22 protein-coding genes and 2 tRNA genes are annotated in these 23,726 nt (G+C 33.8%); 6 read left to right on the plus strand and 18 right to left on the minus strand.

Going from position 1 to position 23,726, the window contains the following annotated elements; genetic code table 11:
- Window positions 1-27: 27 nt before the first annotated feature.
- The 8 genes from RM519_RS00425 to RM519_RS00460 all read right to left on the minus strand — a co-directional run bounded on the left by RM519_RS00425 (window position 28) and on the right by RM519_RS00460 (window position 8,281).
- Entirely contained in the window at window positions 28-1,452 is a 1,425-nt protein-coding gene (locus RM519_RS00425) for a Gfo/Idh/MocA family protein (protein WP_311591480.1), read from the minus strand.
- A gap of 12 nt (window positions 1,453-1,464) precedes the next feature.
- Window positions 1,465-2,238 carry a 3-keto-disaccharide hydrolase gene (locus RM519_RS00430; protein ID WP_311591481.1) on the minus strand — a complete coding sequence of 258 codons (774 nt, stop codon included), beginning with the start codon at window positions 2,236-2,238 and terminating at the stop codon, window positions 1,465-1,467.
- A gap of 213 nt (window positions 2,239-2,451) precedes the next feature.
- The gene (locus RM519_RS00435) at window positions 2,452-4,749 is read right to left on the minus strand and encodes a TonB-dependent receptor (RefSeq protein ID WP_311591482.1); all 2,298 of its coding nucleotides are present in this window, start codon (window positions 4,747-4,749) and stop codon (window positions 2,452-2,454) included.
- A gap of 34 nt (window positions 4,750-4,783) precedes the next feature.
- Window positions 4,784-5,047 carry a hypothetical protein gene (locus RM519_RS00440; protein ID WP_311591483.1) on the minus strand — a complete coding sequence of 88 codons (264 nt, stop codon included), beginning with the start codon at window positions 5,045-5,047 and terminating at the stop codon, window positions 4,784-4,786.
- Between the two features lie 65 nt (window positions 5,048-5,112).
- Window positions 5,113-5,889 carry a TerC family protein gene (locus RM519_RS00445; protein WP_311591484.1) on the minus strand — a complete coding sequence of 259 codons (777 nt, stop codon included), beginning with the start codon at window positions 5,887-5,889 and terminating at the stop codon, window positions 5,113-5,115.
- A 2-nt stretch (window positions 5,890-5,891) separates the two neighbouring features.
- Window positions 5,892-6,266: a hypothetical protein gene (locus RM519_RS00450; protein ID WP_311591485.1), complete on the minus strand. Its 375-nt coding sequence runs from the start codon at window positions 6,264-6,266 to the stop codon at window positions 5,892-5,894.
- Between the two features lie 11 nt (window positions 6,267-6,277).
- Window positions 6,278-7,624, minus strand: a complete 1,347-nt coding sequence (gene purB, locus RM519_RS00455) for an adenylosuccinate lyase (RefSeq protein ID WP_311591486.1) — start codon at window positions 7,622-7,624, stop codon at window positions 6,278-6,280.
- 63 nt (window positions 7,625-7,687) lie between these two features.
- The gene (locus tag RM519_RS00460) at window positions 7,688-8,281 is read right to left on the minus strand and encodes an adenylosuccinate lyase (protein ID WP_311591487.1); all 594 of its coding nucleotides are present in this window, start codon (window positions 8,279-8,281) and stop codon (window positions 7,688-7,690) included.
- 93 nt (window positions 8,282-8,374) lie between these two features.
- Between RM519_RS00460 and RM519_RS00465 the strand changes: the two genes are divergently transcribed.
- A complete protein-coding gene (locus tag RM519_RS00465) occupies window positions 8,375-9,055 on the plus strand; it encodes a toxin-antitoxin system YwqK family antitoxin (RefSeq protein ID WP_311591488.1) in 681 nt (226 codons plus the stop codon).
- Between the two features lie 6 nt (window positions 9,056-9,061).
- On the opposite strand, the gene RM519_RS00470 is transcribed toward RM519_RS00465, so the two are convergent.
- From RM519_RS00470 to RM519_RS00480, 3 genes are all read right to left on the minus strand, one after another.
- A complete protein-coding gene (locus tag RM519_RS00470; protein ID WP_311591489.1) occupies window positions 9,062-10,135 on the minus strand; it encodes a CNNM domain-containing protein in 1,074 nt (357 codons plus the stop codon).
- Between the two features lie 176 nt (window positions 10,136-10,311).
- Window positions 10,312-10,395 (minus strand) — tRNA-Leu (locus RM519_RS00475).
- Window positions 10,396-10,451: 56 nt separating this feature from the next.
- Window positions 10,452-10,524: transfer RNA gene (locus RM519_RS00480), tRNA-Lys, on the minus strand.
- Window positions 10,525-10,628: 104 nt separating this feature from the next.
- Between RM519_RS00480 and RM519_RS00485 the strand changes: the two genes are divergently transcribed.
- Window positions 10,629-11,135: a shikimate kinase gene (locus RM519_RS00485; RefSeq protein ID WP_311591491.1), complete on the plus strand. Its 507-nt coding sequence runs from the start codon at window positions 10,629-10,631 to the stop codon at window positions 11,133-11,135.
- On the opposite strand, the gene RM519_RS00490 is transcribed toward RM519_RS00485, so the two are convergent.
- Together RM519_RS00490 and RM519_RS00495 are read right to left on the minus strand one after the other, a co-directional pair.
- Complete coding sequence (locus RM519_RS00490) at window positions 11,132-11,629, minus strand: phosphoribosyltransferase family protein (protein WP_311591492.1); 498 nt, start codon at window positions 11,627-11,629, stop codon at window positions 11,132-11,134. The genes RM519_RS00485 and RM519_RS00490 overlap by 4 nt on opposite strands.
- 3 nt (window positions 11,630-11,632) lie before the next feature.
- The gene (locus RM519_RS00495; protein WP_311591493.1) at window positions 11,633-12,001 is read right to left on the minus strand and encodes an RNA-binding S4 domain-containing protein; all 369 of its coding nucleotides are present in this window, start codon (window positions 11,999-12,001) and stop codon (window positions 11,633-11,635) included.
- Window positions 12,002-12,080: 79 nt separating this feature from the next.
- Between RM519_RS00495 and RM519_RS00500 the strand changes: the two genes are divergently transcribed.
- Window positions 12,081-12,929, plus strand: a complete 849-nt coding sequence (locus RM519_RS00500) for an FKBP-type peptidyl-prolyl cis-trans isomerase (RefSeq protein ID WP_311591494.1) — start codon at window positions 12,081-12,083, stop codon at window positions 12,927-12,929.
- A gap of 49 nt (window positions 12,930-12,978) precedes the next feature.
- On the opposite strand, the gene arsC is transcribed toward RM519_RS00500, so the two are convergent.
- From arsC to prfB, 4 genes are all read right to left on the minus strand, one after another.
- A complete protein-coding gene (gene arsC / locus RM519_RS00505) occupies window positions 12,979-13,320 on the minus strand; it encodes an arsenate reductase (glutaredoxin) (RefSeq protein WP_311591495.1) in 342 nt (113 codons plus the stop codon).
- A 1-nt stretch (window position 13,321) separates the two neighbouring features.
- Entirely contained in the window at window positions 13,322-15,766 is a 2,445-nt protein-coding gene (locus RM519_RS00510; protein ID WP_311591497.1) for a TonB-dependent receptor, read from the minus strand.
- A gap of 176 nt (window positions 15,767-15,942) precedes the next feature.
- Entirely contained in the window at window positions 15,943-16,569 is a 627-nt protein-coding gene (locus RM519_RS00515) for an HAD family hydrolase (RefSeq protein WP_311591498.1), read from the minus strand.
- Complete coding sequence (gene prfB, locus RM519_RS00520) at window positions 16,550-17,656, minus strand: peptide chain release factor 2 (protein ID WP_311591499.1); 1,107 nt, start codon at window positions 17,654-17,656, stop codon at window positions 16,550-16,552. Before prfB ends, RM519_RS00515 begins: the two co-directional genes overlap by 20 nt.
- Before the next feature lie 92 nt (window positions 17,657-17,748).
- Here prfB and RM519_RS00525 point away from each other — a divergent pair, with 92 nt between their 5' ends.
- From RM519_RS00525 to RM519_RS00535, 3 genes are read left to right on the plus strand one after another with little or no spacing between them, the layout of a single operon-like run.
- On the plus strand, window positions 17,749-20,145 hold the full coding sequence (locus RM519_RS00525) for a zinc-dependent metalloprotease (RefSeq protein ID WP_311591500.1): 2,397 nt from the start codon (window positions 17,749-17,751) through the stop codon (window positions 20,143-20,145).
- Between the two features lies 1 nt (window position 20,146).
- Entirely contained in the window at window positions 20,147-21,172 is a 1,026-nt protein-coding gene (locus tag RM519_RS00530) for a threonine aldolase family protein (protein WP_311592542.1), read from the plus strand.
- A complete protein-coding gene (locus RM519_RS00535) occupies window positions 21,169-22,515 on the plus strand; it encodes a M28 family metallopeptidase (protein WP_311591501.1) in 1,347 nt (448 codons plus the stop codon). The genes RM519_RS00530 and RM519_RS00535 overlap by 4 nt, the downstream gene beginning before the upstream one ends.
- 153 nt (window positions 22,516-22,668) lie before the next feature.
- Here RM519_RS00535 and RM519_RS00540 read toward each other — a convergent pair whose 3' ends face one another.
- Window positions 22,669-23,601 (minus strand): alpha/beta hydrolase, encoded by a 933-nt coding sequence (locus RM519_RS00540; RefSeq protein WP_311591502.1) that lies wholly within the window; start codon window positions 23,599-23,601, stop codon window positions 22,669-22,671.
- Window positions 23,602-23,726: the final 125 nt, after the last annotated feature.

The following is a 23,726-nucleotide window of genomic DNA, read 5'->3' on the forward strand; positions in this document are numbered from 1 at the left end:
CTTTAGGAAATAATTAATTATTATTTATTAAAACTTACGGTATTTTCCATCTAAATACTGGTTTGCTTCTTTTTCTTTAAATTTTGCTTTTTTACTATCCCAATGTAAGGTCTTATTTGGGAATCTACCTGCAATAACACCTAATAAAATAGTTTCTGTTAAACGGGCAGCATAAGAGAATGGTGCACTACATTCAGCTTCGCCTAAACAGGCATCAACAAATTGATGGTAGTGTTTTTCACCTTCTGAATCGTAATTACGAATAGGTTTACCCATGTTATTGACCTTGCCAACTTTTGCGATTTCATCAGTAATATCAACATATTTGCCATCTACAATTTTTCTAGGTAATTGCATAAAATGAGGTAATAATAAACGCCCTTTTTCTCCAATAAACATAGCACCTTGATCAGGTAATTTCCCTTCCTTTGCTACTTTAGCATCTAGAGACATTTTATCTTCCAAACTCGCTTCTTTTTCCGATGTTTCGTCAGATTGGTTATTAGAGCCTGGTAATTTTAAATCTTCATGAGCAGCAGGTGCTCCTGGTCCATCAGACCAAATCCATGTTAATGTGTCCGCTGTATATGGTGTGCCAGGAAACTCATAAGTAACCTGATTGTGTTCTGGAAAGCCAAATCCATTTGGTTCTCTACAAACGTTTTTAATGGTTCTTGGAACATCTAAAGCTAAGGCATTATAGGGTGTATCAAAAATATGAACTCCCATATCACCTAAAGTTCCACAGCCATAATCTAGTAATTTACGCCAGTTCCCAGGATGATAAACGCCTTCTTTGTAAGGTCTATCAGCAGCGGTTCCAAGCCATAAGTTCCAATCTAAATTTTCAGGTACTGTATCTGACCCTTCCGGTTCTGGTCCGTCGTACCCCCAATTTTTTGGAGACCATGCGCGCACGGTATGTACTTTTCCAATAATACCAGATTGTATTAATAGTGTAGCTAATTTATAATCGTAAAAGGAATGTACTTGAATTCCCATTTGGGTAACTAAGTTTTTCTTTTTCGCTAAAGCATCCATGGCTCTTGCTTCAGAAACATGATGTGTTAAAGGCTTTTGACAATATACAGGCTTGTTCAGTTCCATTGCCATTAAAGATGCCGGAGCATGTGTATGGTCTGGAGTAGAAATGATCACCGCATCAATATCATCTTTCATTTCTTTTAGCATGATTCTATAATCGGCATATGTTTTTGCGTTAGGATGATCTTTTAACGCTTTTGTAAGGGCATTAGAATCGACATCACACAAACCAACAACTTCAACATTTGCATGAGATGAAATAGCCTTTAAATCGGCATACCCCATATTATTAACACCAATATGTGCCGTTCTAAGTTTTTTGCCTTTTCCCATTGCCCAAACTGTTGATGGCATCATTGCGCCTAGAGTAACAATTCCAGCACTTTTTAAAAAATCTCTTTTATTCATTATATGTTGCGTTTATAATTGTTTAATTTTTGCGTTTTTAAAACTTATAGGACCATTATGATCTTGAAATCCTATAAGTCCTGTTTTAAATGTTCCGTATGCTTTGGCGTCGTCCCATTTACTAGCGTCTTTGCGTTTTTGCCAATCTTCTGACCAAGGAACATATGAAAGAACCATTTCTCCATTTAACCAATGCTCAACTTTTTTTTGAGTGAATACAATTTTTGTTGAATTCCATTCTCCAGCAGGATTAAATTTCTTTATTTCAGGATCTGCAGCATACATGGCATAGTTTGATGCCGTTTGTTGCAATGGATGTAATTGAGAGGGGTTTTCAAAACCAACACTTTTGTTATATGCGGCAAGACCGGGATCCATTGCTGCATAATTTATATCATCAATAATCTGATATTCTGGGGCCGAATATTGCGGAAGTTTATAAGCCTCATTTATGTGATAAAAGATACCGCTATTCGCACCCTTTGGAATTTTCCATTCAACATAAAACTCAAAATTCTCAAATTCTTGGGCTCCATAGACTACGTCTGTTCCACCAGTATATTCATCTTCCGATTTTAATTCAGTATCAAATTTTAAAACTCTATCACTAATTGTCCATCCAGGAGGTAAGCCTTTACCTTTATAAGCGCGCCAATTTTGTGCATTTGTTTCATCCAATAAATAGATCCATTCGCTTTTTTCTTCTTTGTGCTCTGCCTTTTTAGCGATCTCTTTTTTACACGCTACAAATGCAAGTGCAATAAATAAGAAGGGTATTTTTTTCATATGATAGTAATTATAATTAATACTTCTTTTAGAAGCGTGTTCAAGATATTAATTTATTTGGGTATTGATGAAATTTTATTGATGAATAGCAATGAATTAAACTTAAGTAACGGAATTTTTGGGATTAACGCTTTTGTAACTTTTTGAAAAGAAAAATCCAGCATTGAATCTATTAAATCGAATGCTGGAAGTGATATTGTTTATTGTAGTAAATTATAGATTAAAATTCACCCCAATAATAAAGTTTCTACCAATATTTGGAATTCCATCACCTTTTAATCGAGAAAGATGAGAGATGTAAGATTCGTCAAAAGCATTATTTAAATTAGCCGTTAAATTAAATTTTACGGATTTAATATTTAAATTTCCTCCAATTCCAAAGTTTACCAAGGAATATCCAGCGGAATTATTTTCAAATCCACTTACATTATTTTGTTCAAAAGTAGTCGCAACAGAAATAGATGCATAGGCGTTTTTCATCCAGTCCTTTATATCAAATTCTGATCTAAAAGTGTTGGTCCAATTGTTTGCAGGAATTAACGGTAAATAATCACCATTATTCTGCTCGCCAATGACCATTTCAAATGCACTTTCTAAATGTAGCCAATCTATTGGGTGAGGGTGTAGGTGAATTCCTACTTCACCTCCATATAATTTAGCATTTTCTTGAGTGTATTCAAAAACATCTGCACCATCTTCAACTTCACCAGTTGGGTTCAAATAAATATAATTGTTGAGGTTATTGTAGAAGCCATTCACGAAGAATTCGAAATGTTTGTTTTCGTATTCTAAAGAAACATCAGTTTGGAAGTTTTGTTCAGTATCTAAATTTGGATTTCCAATTTCAAATCTGTTAGTTCCATGATGTACACCATTTGAAGTTAATTCTGCTAAATTAGGCGCTCTAAAACCTGAAGCTAAATTAATTCTTGTTGTTATGTCTTTGAATAAATCGAATTTATATCCTAAAGATGCGGTAAAACTGTTGTATGACTTGTCAAGAGCAGGGAATTCATGAACTTCATCTTCATGTTCTACTGCATGGTATTCTGTTTCTAACAATCTGTTGTCAAACCTTAGGCCAGCCATTAAACTACTTTTGTCAAAATCTAAAATACCGGTTGTAAATATTCCAAAATCATTAATTCGCGCATTTGGTATCAATAATTCTTCTCCAAAGTTTCGATTGGTTTGAATCATTCCTTGTGCTCCTGCAATTATGGCAACTGATTCGCTTTTTGGAAAATGATATTTTATGTCATAGTTAAAGGTACTCAATTCCATCTGTAAGGCTGCCTCATCTTCATGGTGCTCTTCGTCATCATGATCTTCTTCATCTTCATGGTCATCATGATCATCGTGGTCATCATGTTCGTCATGCCCGTGCTCATCCTCAAACTCACTACGATCGTTAAAAATATAGCCTACATTAATGTCTAGTTTCGATTTATCAAAAAAGATATGATTGTGTAAACTTACAATATGATTGTTGATTTTTTGATTAGGTAATTCTGGAGTCCTAGATTTTTCTTGATGCTCAATTCCTTCAGTTAAACCAAGGTTTGAAAGACTATAGTTGTATCTTAATTCACTAGAAATAAGTTCATTGTTGTATCCTACTGCTGCATTTAAATTGGTTTCGTTAAACCTGGTATTTGTAACCCTGTCTCCATTCGGAATTTTATAATCTAAATGATTGTCATGGGTTCCTCTAAGAATATACTTCCATTGATTAAAGGATTTTTTAAGACCAAATGAAGTACTAGAGCCCTGAGTATTGCTGAAATATTGTTGATTTATAGAACTTACAAATGAATTTTCAGCCGCAAATTTCTCAGGATTGAAATAGATGACTCCGCCTAAAGCATCTGAACCATATAATAAAGAAGCAGGACCTTTTATCACCTCTACGCTTTCAATTCCAGATTGATTTAATCCTAAGCCATGCTCACCTCCAAATTGTTGATTTTCGAGTCGAACACCTTGTGTGTATACTAAAACTCTGTTTCCACTTAGACCTCTAATAACAGGTTTGCCGATAGAAGTTCCTGTCGAAATTTGAGAAACTCCAGCAACATTTGTCAAACCATCAATTAAAGTAGGAGCACCCTTTTTACGCATTTCTTTAAGGGTTTCAACTTCCACCTTCATTACGTTTTGAGATTGTAATCTATTAAACGGAGTGGAAATTATCACCTCCTCCATATGAAATACACCTTCCGTAAGTTCAATATTTAAATCGGTAATATCTTTATGGATATCTAATTCTTTGATCACGGGTTCATACCCAATGAATGAGAATATTAGTTCTATGTGGCCATGTGGAACATTTTTCAATGTATATTTTCCATCAATGTCTGATGTTGTTCCAATATGTAAGTCTTTAGCATAAATTTCTACACCAAAGAGTGAGTTTTTTTCTGAATCTGAAATGGTACCACTAATGGTAACCTGAGAATAGCCGACAAGGCTAGTGCCTATTAAAAATAGGGCTTGAATAATTTTTTGCATGATAATATTATTTAATTAATACGTGATAAGCGAGTTAAATAATATCAACAGGAGGGCCTCTGGTTTTGGAAGTTAATAAAGCTATTCTGAAGTGATTTACAGAATAGAATTTCGGTTTTAGCACAAAAGAACGAAGTACTTGATTTCCAGCCTCATCACAATTTGTAGTAGTGCTGGTGTCAAAAAGAAAGTGGTTGAATTCACATTCTAAATCGTTGTTATGGAAATGCTTTATGTAATCAAGTTCACATACGTCATGACTATGGTTTTCCATGGCATGTACAAATTGTACAGTCATTGGAAGCAGTGCTATGAGCACGCACCAAATAGAAATTATTTTATGTAAACCTTTTGTATTCAATCTTATTTTTTTCTTTTACGTATTCTCATATTTAATGCCTCGACACCCAATGAAAATGCGATCGCAAAATACAAATAACCTTTTGGAATTGCACCAACTTGTTGACCAAATACTTCCGCGTGCGATAAATGTGCTCCTTCAGTAATAAGCATAAATCCAATTAAAATTAGAAAGGATAGTGCAAGCATTTGTACAGTCGGGTTGTTATTTACAAACTTACCAATTGGTGTTGCAAAGATCATCATTATTAAAATGGAAATAACAACTGCAATAATCATAATAGTTAAGGCTCCTTCAATACCGTTTGTCATACCAACTGCGGTTAAAACCGAGTCAAAAGAAAAGACCAAGTCAATCATCACAATTTGCAGAACCACCATGCTCATTGTTGAAGCTAACTTTTTGCTCGTATTTGAAGCACGACTTTCTTCTACTTCTTCTATTTTATGATGAATCTCCTTAGTGCTTTTGTATAGTAAGAATATACCCCCTAAAACTAAGATTAAACTTTGGCCTGTTACACCAACTTTAAGCCATGAAAGGTCAATAGTAAAAAAGGGGTCTTGCATTGCAATTAAGAAGGAAACACCAAATAATAACAAGATTCTGAAAATCATGGCCAATAACAATCCGATTCTGGTGGCTTTCTTTTGCTGATTTTCAGGTAGTTTTCCTGCTGTAATAGAAATGAAAACAATATTATCTATTCCTAAAATAATTTCAAGAAAAGTAAGTGTTAATAGTGCGATCCAAGTTCCACCTTGCAAGAATATTTCCATAATTAATCTTCTATTTTATTTACGGTCCCTTTTTGTTTAAAATTAGAGTGTCCAATAATGGCCTCAAATTCATACGAGTTTGCCTTAACACTAGTTATTCTAACACGAATCGGTTCTTTGTCTAATTTCGATTTTGGTTGTAACATGTACAATGTGTAATTGAAATTGTCTTTCCAAACGATTTTTAACGAATCCGTTCTATTCTGATAGTACTCTATTTGGAGACTATCTGTCCTAACAAATTTAGTCTTATCAAATCCTTGTCCTGCGGGTATTTCAAAAGTCCCCGTTCTAAAGCTTTTTACATCTACATTTCCTCCAGAGGAGCATGCTGCTACAAGTACGGCTAGGAAAAATAAATTGAATGAAACCTTCATAAAATTAACAATTAAATTCCAGTAAAGTTTGCTGGTGTAATAACTCTTAATTCTTGTTTAATATCCTCACTTACATCCAAGGTTTCAATAAAATTAGCAATTGATTGCTTGTTTATCTTTTCATTGGTACGCGTTAAGCCTTTCAAAGCTTCATATGGATTTGGATATGCTTCTCTGCGTAAAATAGTCTGAATCGCTTCAGCAACAACTGCCCAGTTATTTTCTAAATCTCTTTCAAAAGCCTCTTTATTTAAGAGTAATTTATTCAATCCTTTTAATGTTGAAGAAAAACCAATTGCAGTATGTGCCAATGGCACACCAATGTTTCTAAGAACAGTTGAATCTGTTAAATCGCGTTGCAATCTAGAAACAGGTAGTTTTATGGCTAAATGTTCAAATATGGCATTGGCAATTCCTAAGTTTCCTTCTGAATTTTCAAAATCAATTGGATTTACTTTGTGCGGCATTGCGGAAGAACCAATTTCTCCTTTTTTAATTTTTTGTTTAAAGTAATCAGTAGATATATACGTCCAAATATCTCTATCTAAATCTATAATTATGGTGTTGATTCTTTTCAAAGCATCAAACAAAGCGGCCATATGGTCGTAGTGCTCTATTTGAGTAGTAGGAAAAGAGTGGTGCAGCCCTAAACAGTTTTCTACAAAGTTAGTTCCGAATGCTTTCCAGTCATTTTTCGGATATGCTACTTTATGGGCGTTATAATTGCCGGTAGCCCCGCCAAATTTTGCAGCATGTGGGATATTTAATAAACCATCTAATTGCTGATTAATTCGTTCTACAAATACATTTATTTCTTTTCCTAAGCGGGTAGGAGAGGCAGGCTGTCCATGGGTTCTAGCTAGCATAGAAATATCACCCCATTCTTCAGCTAAAGAGGCTAATTTCGTTTTTAATTCCTCTAAAAGAGGATAGTATACATCAACTAAGGCTTCTTTTAAAGAAAGAGGAATGGCCGTGTTGTTAATATCTTGAGATGTCAACCCAAAGTGAATAAATTCCTTCGAAGCATTTAAACCACCAATTGCATCAAATTTTTCTTTGATAAAATATTCAACAGCTTTTACATCATGATTGGTTACCTTTTCAATATCCTTAATTTTTTGAGCATCTTCATCAGTAAACGACTTGTAGATTGCTCTCAGCTGAGTAAATAAGTTATGATCAAAATTTACCAATTGAGGCAAAGGAATTTCACATAGAGAAATGAAATATTCAATTTCTACTTGTACACGATATTTAATTAAGGCTTTTTCAGAAAAATAAGGAGCAAAGTTTTCAACTTTTCCTCTATAGCGTCCATCAATTGGAGAAATTGCGTTTAGTGTATTTAATGTCATAATGTGTTGTGTTCAAAACGCAAAAATAGTACATCATATCTAATTTTTACTACTTAGAAAATATTAATTATGTCCTAATTTTTTCTTTTCATGTTTTTTAATCAATTCTAGGGTAATTCTTCCTCGAGCTTTGTAGGCTGGACTTTGATACATAATAGAATCTTCTAATATCAATTTTAATTCGGGATGCACCCAATCACGTTTTTTACCGAATAAAAATAAAGTAGTCATTGTATATGCTTTTACGGCGACTTTGTGTTGTGCAATCATCCAATCGAAGCCAGTTTCTATGATTGTATCGATCTGTTGGTTTGTTAAAACTTCTTTGGTTAAAGTGTTTTTTTTACCGGAATAAGATTTTGCTAAGAACTGGCAAACTTTAGCGAGCGGTCTTATAGTGCTTTCGTGTGTTGCGTGTTTTAAATTGGCCGTAAAAAAGTCTAAATATGGTAAAAGTTGATTTAAATCTTTGTCTAGAACATATTCCAAGACCCAAGCCGCATGAAAACTTAATGGACTTGAAGGATCTAAAGTAATTTGTAATAAAGGCTCAAAAGCTTCTAAGTCTGTAAGTATGCTATTCGCCACCGAATCTCTATGCAATCGAGAGGCAGTAACTTTCTTTTCTAAAAGGATTGTTAGTTCATCGTGTGTCATACAACTCAAAAATACAATAATTAGTAATTATTATAGTTTACAAAGAAAGTAGTATTCTTGTAATAGATTAAAAGAATTAATTCTAATAGATTGATGAAAAAAATAACACTTTTAATATTAATCCTACAACTAGGGTTGTACTCTATTTACGGTCAAGATATTAACCAAGTAAATTCGGATGGAGAACGTCATGGATTATGGAAGAAGTATTATCCAAACAAAAGAATTAGATACGAAGGTACATTTGAAAATGGGAAAGAAGTAGGGGTGTTTAAATTTTACTCAATGAATTCTTCAGATAACCCGATGGTGATAAGAACTTTTGCAGTTGATTCTGGCGAATCTTTAGTACAATTTTTTACAGCTAAAGGTGTGTTAGAAAGTGAAGGTAAAATAATTGATAAACAGCGGATTGGAAAATGGTTGTATTTTCATAAAGATGGTAAGACTGTAATGATTGAAGAAAATTATGAAAACGGAAAATTATCTGGTGAATATAAATTGTTTTATGAAAATAAGAAGTTAACCAAGCTTACACATTACCAAAATGGAAGAGAACATGGAAATTGCAAACAATATTCTGATTCTGGAATACTGATTGAAGATGTAAATTATGTTCAAGGGCAACTTCATGGGCCTGCTATTTATTATGAAACCTCAGGGCAGCTTAAACAAAAAGGCTCTTATGAAGAAGATTTACGAGTTGGTGTTTGGGAAATTTATAAAGACGGGCAGTTGTTTTCCTCGAAAGTGGTTCCAACGGTTAAAGACTAAACTAGTTTAGGATTCTTCTTTTTTTCCTGAGTTAATTTGATCCAACATATTAAACTCTATTTGTTTTGCTTTCCAACGTTGCCGTGCATATTCTTGCATATCGTCTACTGTATCTCTTTCGTCCATTATTTCTAAACCAAGCAAGGTTTCAATAATATCTTCCATGGTTACGATACCGTCTAAACCTCCATATTCATCTACTATAACTGCAATATGCTCTTTATCATTTAACAACTCATCCCAAAGTGTAAATAGAACTTTGGTGTTTGGAACCATAACTATAGGACGTTTAATATCTTTTAATTTGAGGTTCCCTTTATTTTCAGCAATATGTTCTAATACAGTTTGCCTAAATGCATATCCGGTAATATTTTCATCATTTTCTGAATACACAGGAATTCTAGAAAACTTTAAATAAGACTTGTTTTGTAGAAATTCTGTCAACGTGAGGTTTTCATCTGCAACAGCAACGACTACTCTAGGTGTCATCACTTCTTTTACCTTTACATCCTTTAGTCGAATGATGTTTTGAATAACTTTGTGCTCTTTTTCTGTAAAGACACCTTCATCTGCACCTAAACTTGTGAGTGCCACTATTTCCTCACGACTTGTAGAAGTTTCTTTTTCACTTTTAGAAAAAGCCTTAGTTATTATTGAAGACACAAATACAAGAGGGTAGGTTAAGAATATCATTACATTAATGGTATGAAATGAAATTTTTGCCAAGCCTCTCCAATAGTTTGCCCCAACTGTTTTTGGAATTATTTCGGTAATAACTAAAATTAAAATTGTTAAGACAGCAGAAACAATACCAAAAGAAGATTTACCAAAAACTTCAACAGCCTGTGCACCAACCCCAGCAGCTCCAATAGTGTGAGCGACCGTATTTAACGATAAAATTGCTGAAAGCGGTTTATCTATATTGTTTTTTAATTCCATGAACTTTGTAGCCCACTTGTTGCCTTCGTCACTTTTTACTATTAAGTAAGATTGAGGAGTAGAAAGTAAAACAGACTCCATTATTGAACATACAAATGATACAAATAGAGCAAGAAATAAATAGGCAAGAAGTAAAACCATGAGTTTATAAAATCAATTTTATTGCAAAAAAATGAAGCAATTAATTTAGGTTCAAAAATAACCATTTCAATTGAATTTAATCCATCCTTATATAATGATACTTTAGTGCAGATTCTTGAAAAAAGAAACAGCACATAAAAAGTGCTGTTTTAAGTATTAGATTAAGCATCTAACAGTGCGCGTAACTGGAGTCGAACCAGCACATCCAAATGGACACAAACCCCTCAAGCTTGCGCGTCTACCAATTCCGCCATACGCGCTTTTAGGTAATTCCTAAAAACCAAAAAAGTCAAGTAAAATACTTAACTTTTTTTTGTGACTTGGCTGGGGCTCGAACCCAGGACCACCTCCTTAAAAGGGAGGTGCTCTACCAACTGAGCTACCAAGTCGTCCTTCTTTCCTTTAGCGAGTGCAAATATACTATCAATTATTTATTTCACAATACATTTTTATAAAAAATTAATCGATATTTGTTTTTTCAATTTTGACAAGCATGAAATTAGTATTAATAGGGTATATGGCAAGCGGTAAGTCCGCTGTAGGAGTTGAATTGGCAAAAGAATTGAGTCTTAATTTTATAGATTTAGATAACTATATAGAGCAAAAAGAACAAAAGACTATTGCTGAGATATTTAAGGATAATGGAGAGATTTATTTTAGGAAAATAGAATCGGATTGTTTAAATGAATTACTATCTGAAAAGAATGATATTGTATTGTCTTTAGGTGGAGGAACTCCTTGTTATGGAAATAATATGGATACCATCCTTAAGAATTCAAAATCTATTTATTTAAGAACCGGAATTGCAACAATATGTTCAAGGTTATTGAACGAAACAAATAAACGTCCGTTAGTATCAGAAATTTCAACTGAAAAGTTACCCGAATTTATAGCAAAGCATTTATTTGAGCGACGATTTTTCTATGAAAAATCGAATCATGTTATAGATACAGACCAAAAATCAGTAGAAGATCTTGTAAAGCACATTTTAGAATTCTAATCTAAATAGGCTAAAGCTTCTTCTCCGTTAAATTCTACTGTTATATTGTCTTGTAGTGTAGTTGAGAGAGAGATACCTTTATAGTCTGCTTTGACTGGGTATTTTTTATGATTTCTATTTACCAGAACAGCCGTTTTAAAACTTTTTAATGGTACATCTAAAAAATGCTTAATTCCATAGATAAGTGTAGTTCCCGAATTTAAAACATCATCTACCAAAACCAATGGTTTTCCTTTGTAGTCTTCAGATTTTAAAGATGTTTTTATAGCGTTAAGTGGATTTTTCTTGTCTATAATTACTTCGCATAATACAATTGATGCACTAGATATTTCCTCTAAAATTTCTTTTATTTTTTTTGCTAAAATAAATCCATTTGCAGCAATTCCGGCAATGATAATTTCATTCTCATTTACATTCTCTTCAAGAATTTGAAACGAAATACGTTTAATTTTATGATTGATTTGTTCGTTGGTTAAAATAATTGCGTCTGCCATAATTTAAATTTCATTCGTGTAATCTTCTATATCTCTCCGGTCTTTTTTAGTGGGTCTTCCAGTTCCTTTCTTTCGATAGTAATCTTTAGAAAATTTAAGTAAATCCTTATGCTCAAATGCTTCTTTCGGTGTCGTATCTTTTCTGTACAAATCGACCAATTTAGCACCAACCCGATTCGGAGGTAAATCTAAAACAATAATTTGATAGTTTATTTGATTCTTCCTGATAGTAATTTCTTCACCGTTAAACACATCTTTCGACGGTTTTACAGAGGCCCCATTTAACTTTATATGCCCTTTTTTACAGGCCTCAGTAGCAATACTTCTAGTTTTGAAATAACGGATACACCATAAGTATTTATCTATCCTCATATTAAAAGTTAAATTTTCTTAATAGTCTTTCCACAAAAGTAACAAAATTGTATCTTGCACGCTTAAATTAAATGATATAATGAGATTAAAGCAACTATTTTATCTATGCCTTTTTATTGGTGTGCTAAGCACCGTGATTGTTGGGTGTGATGATGATGACGATTTCCAGCCATTCGATCATGCTGCACAGGCTGTTATTGATGATGAAGCATTGGTGAATTATTTGAAGACGCATTATTATAATGAAGACTTAGATTCTATTAAGGAGGTTGATAATAGCCAAACACCATTTTTTGACAATATTTCAACTATGGTTGTAGAAGAAAACGAAATTACCTATAATCTATATTATATTGTTACTGAAGAAGGAGTAGGCTATCAACCATCTAAAATTGATAGGGTATTAACAACTTATAGAGGCGAATTGTTAGACGGAACTGTTTTTGATTTTAGAAATTCAATTGCAGTAGGAAACCCTTGGTTTAGCTTGCAAAGTGTAATTAAAGGTTGGTCGTATGGATTTACTCATTTTAAGGCTGGAAATAATATTTCAATGCCGGGTGCACCTATTGAGTTTGAAGATATTGGAGAAGGGTTTTTATTTATCCCTTCTGGTTTAGCGTATTTAAATAGTGGTTCTGGTGCTGTGCCTCCGAATGCACCTTTGGTATTTACGGTTGGATTACATGATGCAGTTCCTGAAGACCATGATTCTGATAATGTTGCTTCAAACCTAGAAGATATTGATGGAGATGGTGACTTATTAAATGATGATACCGATAGTGATGGAATTCCTGATTATTTAGATGTAGATGATGATGGAGATGGAACTAATACCATAGATGAAGATGCAAATGGAGATGGTGATCCAACAAATGACGATACCGATGGAGATGGTATTCCAGATTATTTAGATTCTGACAGTTAAAAAGTAAAATAAAAAAACCGCTAAATGCGGTTTTTTTATTTTTTATACTTTAAAACAATTCTTTTATTTGCGCTGGTGGCCTGCCAATAACAGCCTTCCCGTTAGCAATAACTATAGGACGTTCTATAAGTTTTGGATGCTCACTCAAGGCTTTAATTAGTTCTTTATCACTTAAGTCTTTTCCTTTGTAGTTTTCTTTCCAAAGAGTTTCTCCTTTTCTAACAAGTTGCATAGGAGTAATCTTAAGCAATTTTATAATATGTGCTAATTCTTTTTCGGTAGGTGGAGCGTCTAAATATTTTACTACCTCAAAATCTAAATTTAATGCTTCAAGAATTTGAAGACCTTGTCTGCTCTTACTACAGCGAGGATTGTGATAAATCTGAATCATACTAATATTTTATTTCCTCGTCTTTTTTATTAATTTTTATACTTCGATCTTTTTTACTTTGATTAAATCTATATGTAAAGTTAAGAACAACAGATGGTTCTCTCCATTGAAAATTACTCATAGAATTAAAATCATCATTCCAACGTAGCCTTTTGGTCTTGTTAGAATTGAAGATGTCTTTTGCGTTAATTGATATAGATGCTTGTTTATTAAAAACATCTTTACTAAGAGCAGCATCCATATAAACATAATCATAACGTTTAGAATAAGCACCTTCAGATATAAGATTGTATTTTATCAAGGTTTGAAAATCTAAGTCCAACGGTAGTTTTAAAGTAGCATTTAAATCTACTGAGCCTCCAAAGTTAGTATTTCCATAATCTAAAACTACAACTTCATTATTACTGTCCGTATATTCATAATTACCTTCTTGCATTACGTAATTAAGGTCTAATGTAGAAGATAATTCAAGTTTGTCATTTGGGCTATAAGATGTCAATAACTCTAATCCAGTAAAATTCAAATATCCTAAGTTAATAGGGGTTGTAATTAGTTTAGGTACTCCATTAATTATTTCGCCTGTTTCAACAGTAATGTTTTGCCAAATATTGTCATAGTTTCTGAAGTACAATGTTGGGTTTAAGGTAAGTTTGGCTTCACTTTTATTCAACAAAGTAAATTCTACTTGATTTGGGTAAAATGGCAATAAATCTTTATTACCTACATAAGATGTAGTTTCACTTATTCGTTGTTCAAAAGGATTTATATCTGGATATCCTACACGTTTTATGCTTCTTAAATAATTTAATGCAAGTACTTTGTCTTCCTTTAAGTTATATTCTAATTGAATAGTTGGGAAAATATCGGTATAATTTTTTGTGTTACGTTCTCCTGTAGTAACAAGATTTACATCTAAATCTGTTATTTCTGTTCTCAGACCAAGGATAAAAGAGAAGGTGTCAGAGTTTTGAATATAATCTGCGTAAAATCCAATCCAATTTTCTGTGTAATCTAAATAATTTGTTCTGTTTGGATTGTTCACAAAATCTCCATTTTTTACGATATAGTTTTTGAAGTCAGAGGTTATATTCCCTAGTTCTCCATCAGTTCCAATTTCCAAGGTCCCTTTTTCGCTTGTAGATAACGTATAATAGGTTTGCCATCTTGTTAGATTAAATTTAACTTCATCATTGATAAGTTCATCTTTATCAGGTAAGGGCATTTCGTTAGGAAACAATTCGTTGAAAAATAGCCTACTGTTATTTACTTCATTATCGAAGTTATGTGTTAAATTAAAATATAACTCTGCCCCATTTTTCTCGAAATATTGGTAATAAGTAGTAGATAAATCAAAAATATTATCGTTGTGATCTGTTAGCAACGATTGTTCAATTGAACTCGTTAATGTGTTTGAAGCATCAAAATAATCACCAATATTGTTAGAGTTAAAATCGCCATTATATTTTCCGTATACTGTTTCAATATTAAAATAAGCGTTATCGGTGGCATAAAAATCCAAACCAAGGGTAGTATTAAACACATTGTTTTTACGCGTGTTTAATCTATCTTCATTTAAATAGCCAGTAGTTATGCCATTTTCAAAATATTTGTTTTCTATAGTAGTTTTAGATTTTGGCCTTCTACTAAAATAACTGGTGTTGGTATAGAAATTGATTTTATCTTTTCTATAATTTAAGGTTGCTCCAGTTCCATAAATTTCTTCAATACCTGCAGAACCAGTAATTGAACCGTTCCATCCATTGTCTAATCCTTTTTTTAAGATAATATTGATAATACCACCGCTCATATTTGCACTATATCTAGATGATGGGTTGGTTATGACTTCAATCTTTTTTATCGCGGATGCTTGTAAGTTTTGAAGAGCTTCGTTTTTCGTAAGTCCAGAGATACGTCCATTTATTAACACTGTAGCCGCATTTCCTCTAATGGTTGGTACGCCGTTTTCAATGGATACTGATGGTGCGTTTTCTAATACATCGGTAGCTGTTCCTCCTTTAGCAATGATATCTTTAGAAACATTGTAGGTCTTTTTTCCTAATTCAATCGAAGTTTTTTTAGTTGATTCAGACGAGACTTCAACTTCACTAAGCGCCTCAGTAGAAGGTGTTAGTTTTGTATTTCCAAAAGAAGTGTCATGAGTAATCTTTATGTTCTTTAAGATCTTAGTTTCATATGATAAAAACTCAAATTTTATGGTGTATTCACCAGTGGAAATATCAATTTTAAATTCACCGTTTTTGTCAGTAATACAACCAAAAAGCACGTCGGATTTATTTTTATTAAGAATTACTGTCGCATATTCTAAACCTAAATTGGTATTGGTATCAACAATTTTTCCTGAAAACGTAACAGTTTGCTCTTCTTGTGAAAAAGAATTGTGCATGCAGAAAACTGTCAAAAATATTAAGATTAATATTCTTTTCATTTAGTAGGAAGGGTTGATTTTAATTTCTTTTCCAGCATTTAATTTAAAGTAAATTTTACTTTAAAGAGCTAATATATAGAAATTTGATATATAAATTAACAATTTGTTAGCTTAAATCACCGTTTGTTTGAAGAAACGATCCGTTTGTCGATAAATGAATACTATTCGGTGGATAATCAAAAATTGATATAATACCTTGACAGCATGTTTTTTAACGAGATTTCACCTGTAAATTGTACCGCATTAATACCATTTTTAATGGCTGCATTCACATTATCTAAATTGTCATCAATAAAAAGAGCAGTGGTTGGTTCAATATTGTATCTAGAAAGAATCAACTGATAAATAGCATCAAATGGCTTTCTTGTTTTTTCAGTTCCTGAAACCACTACGCCTTCAAAATCTTTGAAAAAAGGAAATAATTCTAAAGAGCGTTTCCATTTTTCTCCACTCCAGTTTGTTAAAGCGTAGACGTTATAATTTGGGTTTTTAATTAACGCTTGTTGAATAGCCACATTTTCTTCAATTATGCCTTTAAACATTTCTTCCCAACGGGTATAAAATAATTCTATTTGTTCCTTATAACCCGGAAATTCAGCAATTTTTAATGCTACAGCATCGGCGATCAATCTACCGCCATCTTGTTCTATATTCCAATCTGAAGTGCACACGTGATCTAAGAACCAACGCGCTTCTTTTTCCGTTTCAAAAACATTTTTGTAAAGGTTCATTGGATCCCAATCTACCAATACACCACCGAGGTCAAATATGATTGTTTTTATTTTAGAGTTCATTGCTTTCATCTTTTTGTCCGTTTAACATTAAAAAGGCTTTTAAAAATTCATCTAGATCGCCATTCATTACGGCATCTACATTACCTGTTTCATAACCAGTTCTTACATCTTTTACTAATTTATATGGGTGCATAACATAGTTTCTTATTTGGCTTCCCCATTCAATTTTCATCTTTCCATCTTCAATATCGCTCCTTGCTTCTTGTCGCTTCTTCAATTCAATTTCATACAATTGCGAACGTAGCATTTGCATCGCTCTATCTCTGTTTTCGTGCTGCGAACGTGTTTCAGAGCAGGAGATTTTAATACCGGTAGGCTTGTGCGTTAACTGAACTTTGGTTTCTACCTTATTTACATTTTGACCACCAGCACCTGAGGAACGAGCTGTAACAATTTCTATATCTGCTGGATTTATTTTTATTTCTATAGTATCATCAACCAAAGGGTAAACATATACAGAAGCGAAACTGGTATGACGTTTAGCATTGCTATCAAATGGAGAGATGCGAACTAAGCGGTGCACCCCATTTTCACCTTTTAAATATCCAAAGGAAAATTCACCTTCAATTTCTATAGTGGCTGTTTTAATTCCGGCTACATCCCCCGATTGATAATTTAATTCACGCACCTTAAAGCCTTGACTTTCGCTCCACATCATATACATTCTAAGGAGCATCTCTGCCCAATCGCAACTTTCAGTTCCACCTGCACCTGCGGTAATTTGCAATACGGCGCTTAGATTATCACCTTCTTCAGAGAGCATGTTCCTAAATTCAATATTTTCTAATAATTGTATCGTTTTTGAGTGTTGCTCTTTTACTTCTTCTTCAGTCGCTCCTTCGTCCTTGTAAAAATCATAAAGGACTTCTAAATCTTCACTAAAAGTTTTTACCTTTTTATAATCGTCTACCCATTTCTTTTTCCCTCTTAACACCTTCATAAAAGCCTCTGCTTCCTTAGGATTATTCCAAAAATTGGGATTTACAGTTTGTTCCTCATCATTCGCTACTTCTATTAACTTTTTATCAATATCTAAATAGCCCTTTAGTTTATCAATGCGTTCAGAAATATCTTTTAATTGTTCGCTCGTAATCATAAAACAAAAATAAGTGTTTATTTCTGATTTGAAATTGGAATAAGCATTGAATTTGTCGGAGGTTTTGTTTAGTTTTATGAAAATTTATTTTCATGAAAAAATTACTACTCAGCTTATTATTTTGTGCTTCAATATCTACTGTGTTTTCGCAGTTTCTAACAGATAAAAAGGAAGTGACCAATTTTGAAGGATATTTTAACTTTCATTATGTAGCCTCAGAAGACAAGGTCTATTTAGAAATTGATAAACTCGATATAGAGTTTTTATACGTGCATGCTATGGCTCAAGGACTTGGTTCTAATGATATCGGAATTGACCGTGGACAATTAGGTAATGGAGTTGTTGTAAAATTCCAAAAAGCAGGAAATAAAATATTACTGCTACAACCAAATCAAAAATTTAGAGCAATAACAGAAAATTCGAATGAAAAGAATTCTATTAAAGAAGCTTTTGCAAAATCAATCTTGCATGGGTTTAAAATTATTGATACGCAAAATGGAGTTTATTTGGTAGACGCGACTGATTTCTTTGTAAGAGATGCACATAATGTAGCGGGTAAATTAAGTAGAAATAAGCAAGGCTCTTTTTCTGTTGATAAAAGTAAGAGTGCTTTCTATTTAGAAAGAACAAAGGCATTCTCCAAGAATGTTGAGTTTGAAGTAGCCTTAACTTTTAAAGGGAAGTCTCCCGGAGGTATGATTCGTAGTGTAGCACCGGATGCCACTTCTGTTACAGTGCACCAACACCATTCATTTGTTGAGTTGCCAGATGATAGTTATGAACCTAGAATTTTCGACCCGCGTTCTGGAGGATATCCAATGTCTTATATGGATTATGCTACTCCGGTAAACGAACCAATTGTAAAACGCTTTATATATAGGCATCGTTTGGAAAAGAAAAATCCAAAGGCAGCGATTAGTGAGGCAGTAGAACCTATCATCTATTATTTAGATCCTGGAGCACCAGAACCTATTCGTTCTGCATTACTAGATGGTGCACGTTGGTGGAACCAAGCCTTTGAAGCCATTGGGTATAAAGATGCTTTTCAAGTAAAAATTTTACCAGAAGGTGCAGATCCTTTAGATTTAAGATATAATGTTATACAATGGGTGCATAGGTCCACAAGAGGTTGGTCTTATGGTGGTAGTATTTCTGACCCTAGAACAGGAGAAATTATTAAAGGACATGTAAGTCTTGGATCTTTAAGAATTAGACAAGATTATTTAATAGCACAAGCATTACAGGCTCCTTTTGGAAACGATCAAGTCAATGACAAATTTGCCATGGAAATGGCGTTGGCTAGAATTAGACAATTGTCTGCGCACGAAGTTGGACATACCATTGGTTTTGCACATAATTTTGCAGCAAGTACAAATAACAGAGCATCGGTAATGGATTATCCACATCCACAGTTTTCAATTGAAAATAAGAAAATAGATTTTTCGAATGCCTATGCTGTAGGTATTGGCGATTGGGATAAGGTAACGGTTGCCTATGCGTACCAAGAATTTGAAGGAAGCGAAAAATATGAATTACAACGTATTTTAGATGATGCCTTTAGCAGTGGATTAAAATACTTATCTGATTCTGATGCAAGACCTAAAGGTTCTGCAAGTGCAGATGCACATTTATGGGATAATGGAAGTGATGTTACAGTAGAATTGGAAAATGTACTGGAGGTCAGAAAACTAGCAATCGACAATTTCTCAGCAGATAACATCAAATCAAATGAACCATTTTCTGTTTTAGAGGATGTCTTCGTACCTTTGTATTTCTTTCATAGATACCAAACTGAGGCCGTTGTAAAACAGATTGGAGGTTTGCATTACAATTATGCGGTAAAAGATGGAAGCCAAGATATTGTGTCTAGAGTTGATGGAGATGTGGAGCGCAGAGCATTGAAAACCTTATTAAAAACAATTGATGTCGAGGAGATTGCAATTCCAACAAGTTTATTGGAATTATTTCCGCCAAGAGCCATTGGGTATGGAAGATCGCGTGAATCATTTAGAGGTAAAAGTGGTGTAGCTTTTGATCCATACGGAGCAGTCGATACAGCATCTGAATTAACTTTAGCGTTGTTATTGCATCCAGAAAGAGCAACTCGTATGGTGCAACATAAAAGTTTAGATGAGAGTCAGTTAGGCTTGATTGAAGTAATAGACGCGCTAATTTCGAATTCTTATAAGAAAACACATAAAGATACTTATTTTACTGAATTACAGAATGTAGTGAACAATCAGGTGTTGAATCAATTGTTTTATTTAGCCGCTAATGATCGTACGTATTTTCAAGTACAGGCTATTGTAAACTTTAAAATTGATGAAATTGAAGGTTTGCTAAAATCTAGTTCCGCAACTGGAGTTCAGAAAATGTACAATGCAGAACTACAGAAAATGATTAAAAACTTTAAATCCAATCCATCTAAGTTTAAAAGAGTAAGTGCTCCAAAAATTCCAGATGGCTCACCAATTGGAACTACAGAATAATATGACAATAAACTTAATTAGCGATACGGTTACCAAGCCAACTCCTGCCATGTTAACCACCATGTTTAACGCCGAAGTAGGCGATGATGTGTTTAAGCAAGACCTAAGTGTAAATGCCTTAGAGCAAAAAGTGGCAGATTTATTCGGTATGAAAAAGGCCTTGTTTTTTCCATCAGGGACTATGGCCAATCAAACTGCCATAAAATTACACACGCAACCTGGCGACCAGATGATTTGCGATAAATGGGCGCATGTGTATAATTTTGAAGGTGGTGGCGCTGCATTCAATTCGGGCGTAACCTGTGCATTGATTGATGGAGATAGGGGTATGTTTACGGCTGAACAAGTATTGGAAAAGATACATCCTTCTGATAATATTCATTTGGCACATTCGAGTCTAGTAGCTATTGAAAACACCACGAATAAAGGAGGTGGAGCTTGTTGGGATTTTGAAGAAATAAAACGCATTAAAAAAGTGGTTACGGACCATGGACTTAGTTTTCATTTAGATGGAGCGCGTTTGTTCAATGCCTTAGTGGCTAAAGGAGAAACTCCAAAACAGTATGGCAAAATCTTAGATACCATTTCTATTTGTTTGTCCAAAGGATTGGGCGCACCTGTGGGTTCCTTGCTATTAGGTTCTGAAAAACATATTGCCAAAGCACTGCGTATTCGAAAGTTATTTGGTGGTGGTATGCGTCAAGCGGGTTATTTGGCAGCCGCAGCTTCTTATGCATTAGATAATCATGTAGCACGCTTGGCTGAAGATCATAACAAAGCCAGAGCCTTGGGAATAGCATTAGAAAATTCATCATATGTTAAAAAGGTAGAACCGATAGAAACCAATATTGTTATTTTCTATGCGGCAGATGGCATTGATGAAAACGAATTTGTTAAAGAATTAGAAAGACAAGGTATTTTAATTATTGGCATGGGAGAGGGGAAATTGCGAATGGTGACCCATTTAGATTTTACCAACGACATGCTTTCTAAAGTAGTTATTGCAATTAAAAATTTAAAATTATGAGAATTCTTCTAGTATGTTTTGTACTAATTAGTACCATTGGGTATTCACAATCGGAAGCCGATTTAAGATTGCAAGAAATTGCAACCGCTCCTTCTGCAGATCGCTTGGAACACGATATTCGAAAACTTGCCAATTTTGGAACACGGCATACCTTATCTGATACGGTTTCAGAAACCAGAGGAATCGGTGCAGCAAGGCGTTGGATTAAAGCAGCGTTTGAAACTATTTCTGAAAACTGTGACAATTGCTTGGAAGTAAGTTATAACAGTGAAGTGGTAAAAGCCGATGGTAGACGCATTGTTCATGATACTAAAATAGTAAATGTGGTAGCGGTTCAAAGAGGAACAAAATATCCGAACAAATACGTAATCATGTCAGGAGATATTGATTCTAGAATTAGTGATTCTAATAATTTTACCGATGATTCTCCAGGTGCTAATGACAATGCCTCAGGTATGGCAGGAGCATTGGAAGCAGCCCGCGTTTTGTCTAAATATTCATTTCCGGTTTCTATTATTTATGTAGGCTTGTCTGGAGAGGAGCAGGGTTTATTTGGAGGTAAAATCTTAGCCGAACATGCTAAAAAGAACAATTGGAATATTATTGGAGTCTTAAACAACGACATGATTGGAAATATTCATGGAATTGACGGGGTTATAGATAATACCTCTTTTAGAGTATTTTCCGAAGCCATTTCTATGGATGCTACTGATAGACAAAAGGCCATGATGCGATACTATGGTGGAGAGGTAGACGGACCTTCTAGACAATTGGCCCGTTATATTGATACTTTAACCGATGCTTATATGACCAACCTAGATGCTATTATGATTTATAGATTAGATCGTTTTGGTAGAGGAGGACATCATAGACCTTTTAACGATGCTGGGTTTACAGGCGTCCGGATTATGGAAACGCACGAAAACTACAACAGACAGCACCAAGATATTAGAACAGAAAATGGCATTGCATATGGTGATGTAATTGAAGGTGTAGATTTTGACTATGCTTCAAAACTGACCGCTGTAAACTGTTTAACCTTAGCGGCTTTAGCCATGGCTCCAGTAGCACCTCAAAATGTAAAAATTGCAGGAGCAGTGCAACCTTCTACGCGTTTAAAATGGGACGCTTCTACAGATGCGAATATTGTTGGTTATAAAGTCTATTGGCGCAATACCACAAGTGCGCAATGGGAGTATAGCCGATTTGTGGGGAACATTAATGACTTTACATTAGAAAATATAGTTATCGACAATTTCTTATTTGGCGTAGCCTCTATAGGTAAAAATGGTGCAGAAAGTTTAGTGGCTTTCCCGTATGGTTTGATTCCTAGAGGGGAGTAGTTGATTTGAGGTGTTTTTCAGCGGTATCGTATAAGATTTATGCGGCTTATAATTTTGATGATTTTCAACCTAATACCAACAATAGTTGGTTGTTTTGGTTTTACATTTTTTCTTTAATTGTAGTAAATGTTATATATCTTATTGGCGGAAGTTTTACTTCTTAAAATCAGTGCTTTCTAACCAAGAAAACATTTTATTGAAACCAATATCTCTTACTGCTTTAGGAGATAAAAAAATATCATGCTGGGCATTTTTAATTTCCAATCGTTCTACTTTATCTCCTAATTTTTCTCCGACTCTTTTGATATCTTCAATGTTTAAAACAATATCATTAGTCATTGCCTCTTTTGAATATTTCTTAATTTTCTTAGACCCAGAGGAATGCATTAATAAAATAGGCACTTGGATGTCTGATGTTTTCATTTCTGTTTGCGCTTTAGCAATTGCTAATACCCATATAAAATATGTTGGAAATCCTTTTATAGGTTTCCATTCAAGATTAAAGTCCCATTCTCCGAAATAATCTTTGTGAATACTCTCAGCATATGCAGAAGAAAGAGCACCTTCTATCTTTGCATAGGTTGACATCTTTGAAATGAGGCTTGCAACAAATAAACTTATTGATTTTGAAAGTGGAGATTGGTTAAAGTCTAAAAAGGGAGAATTTAAAATTAAACCGTTAATTGAGTCTCTTTCCTTGCCATAGTTCATGTAATAACTTGCTGTTAAGCCACCTGTAGAATGAGCTAGTAAAAACACAGGGTTTCCTTTTTGTTTTATTTTTTTTATCGTAATTGAAATTTCTTCAAAATATTCTCTTAAATCCTTGCAATAATTAGGATGCTGATGCCTCATTAAAGACCTACCATGCTTGCGGAGATCAAGGGCAAAAAAGTCAAAACCATTTTGATTAAACTTTTCACCTAAATGCGGGTGGAAAAAATAATCGATATATCCATGCAGGTATAATACACTCTTTCTATTTCCTCTATTTTTATTTGAGGCTACCAAAACAGCTTTTACGTCACCTTCATAGTCAGGATTAAGTTTAATGATTTCACTAGTGTAATCTTCCTTTAATTGCATTTTGATTTAGTATTGCCAGCTTTTATGCATAATATTTATAAACTTAAAATCTGTAGTATTTTTAGCCTAATACAAACGTTAATTTTTTTCTTTTAAGTAAGTATATATTTTAAACGGTGTCGTGC

Origin of the sequence: Urechidicola vernalis (assembly GCF_031846385.1) — a bacterium.
In the GTDB taxonomy this organism is placed as follows: domain Bacteria; phylum Bacteroidota; class Bacteroidia; order Flavobacteriales; family Flavobacteriaceae; genus Urechidicola; species Urechidicola vernalis.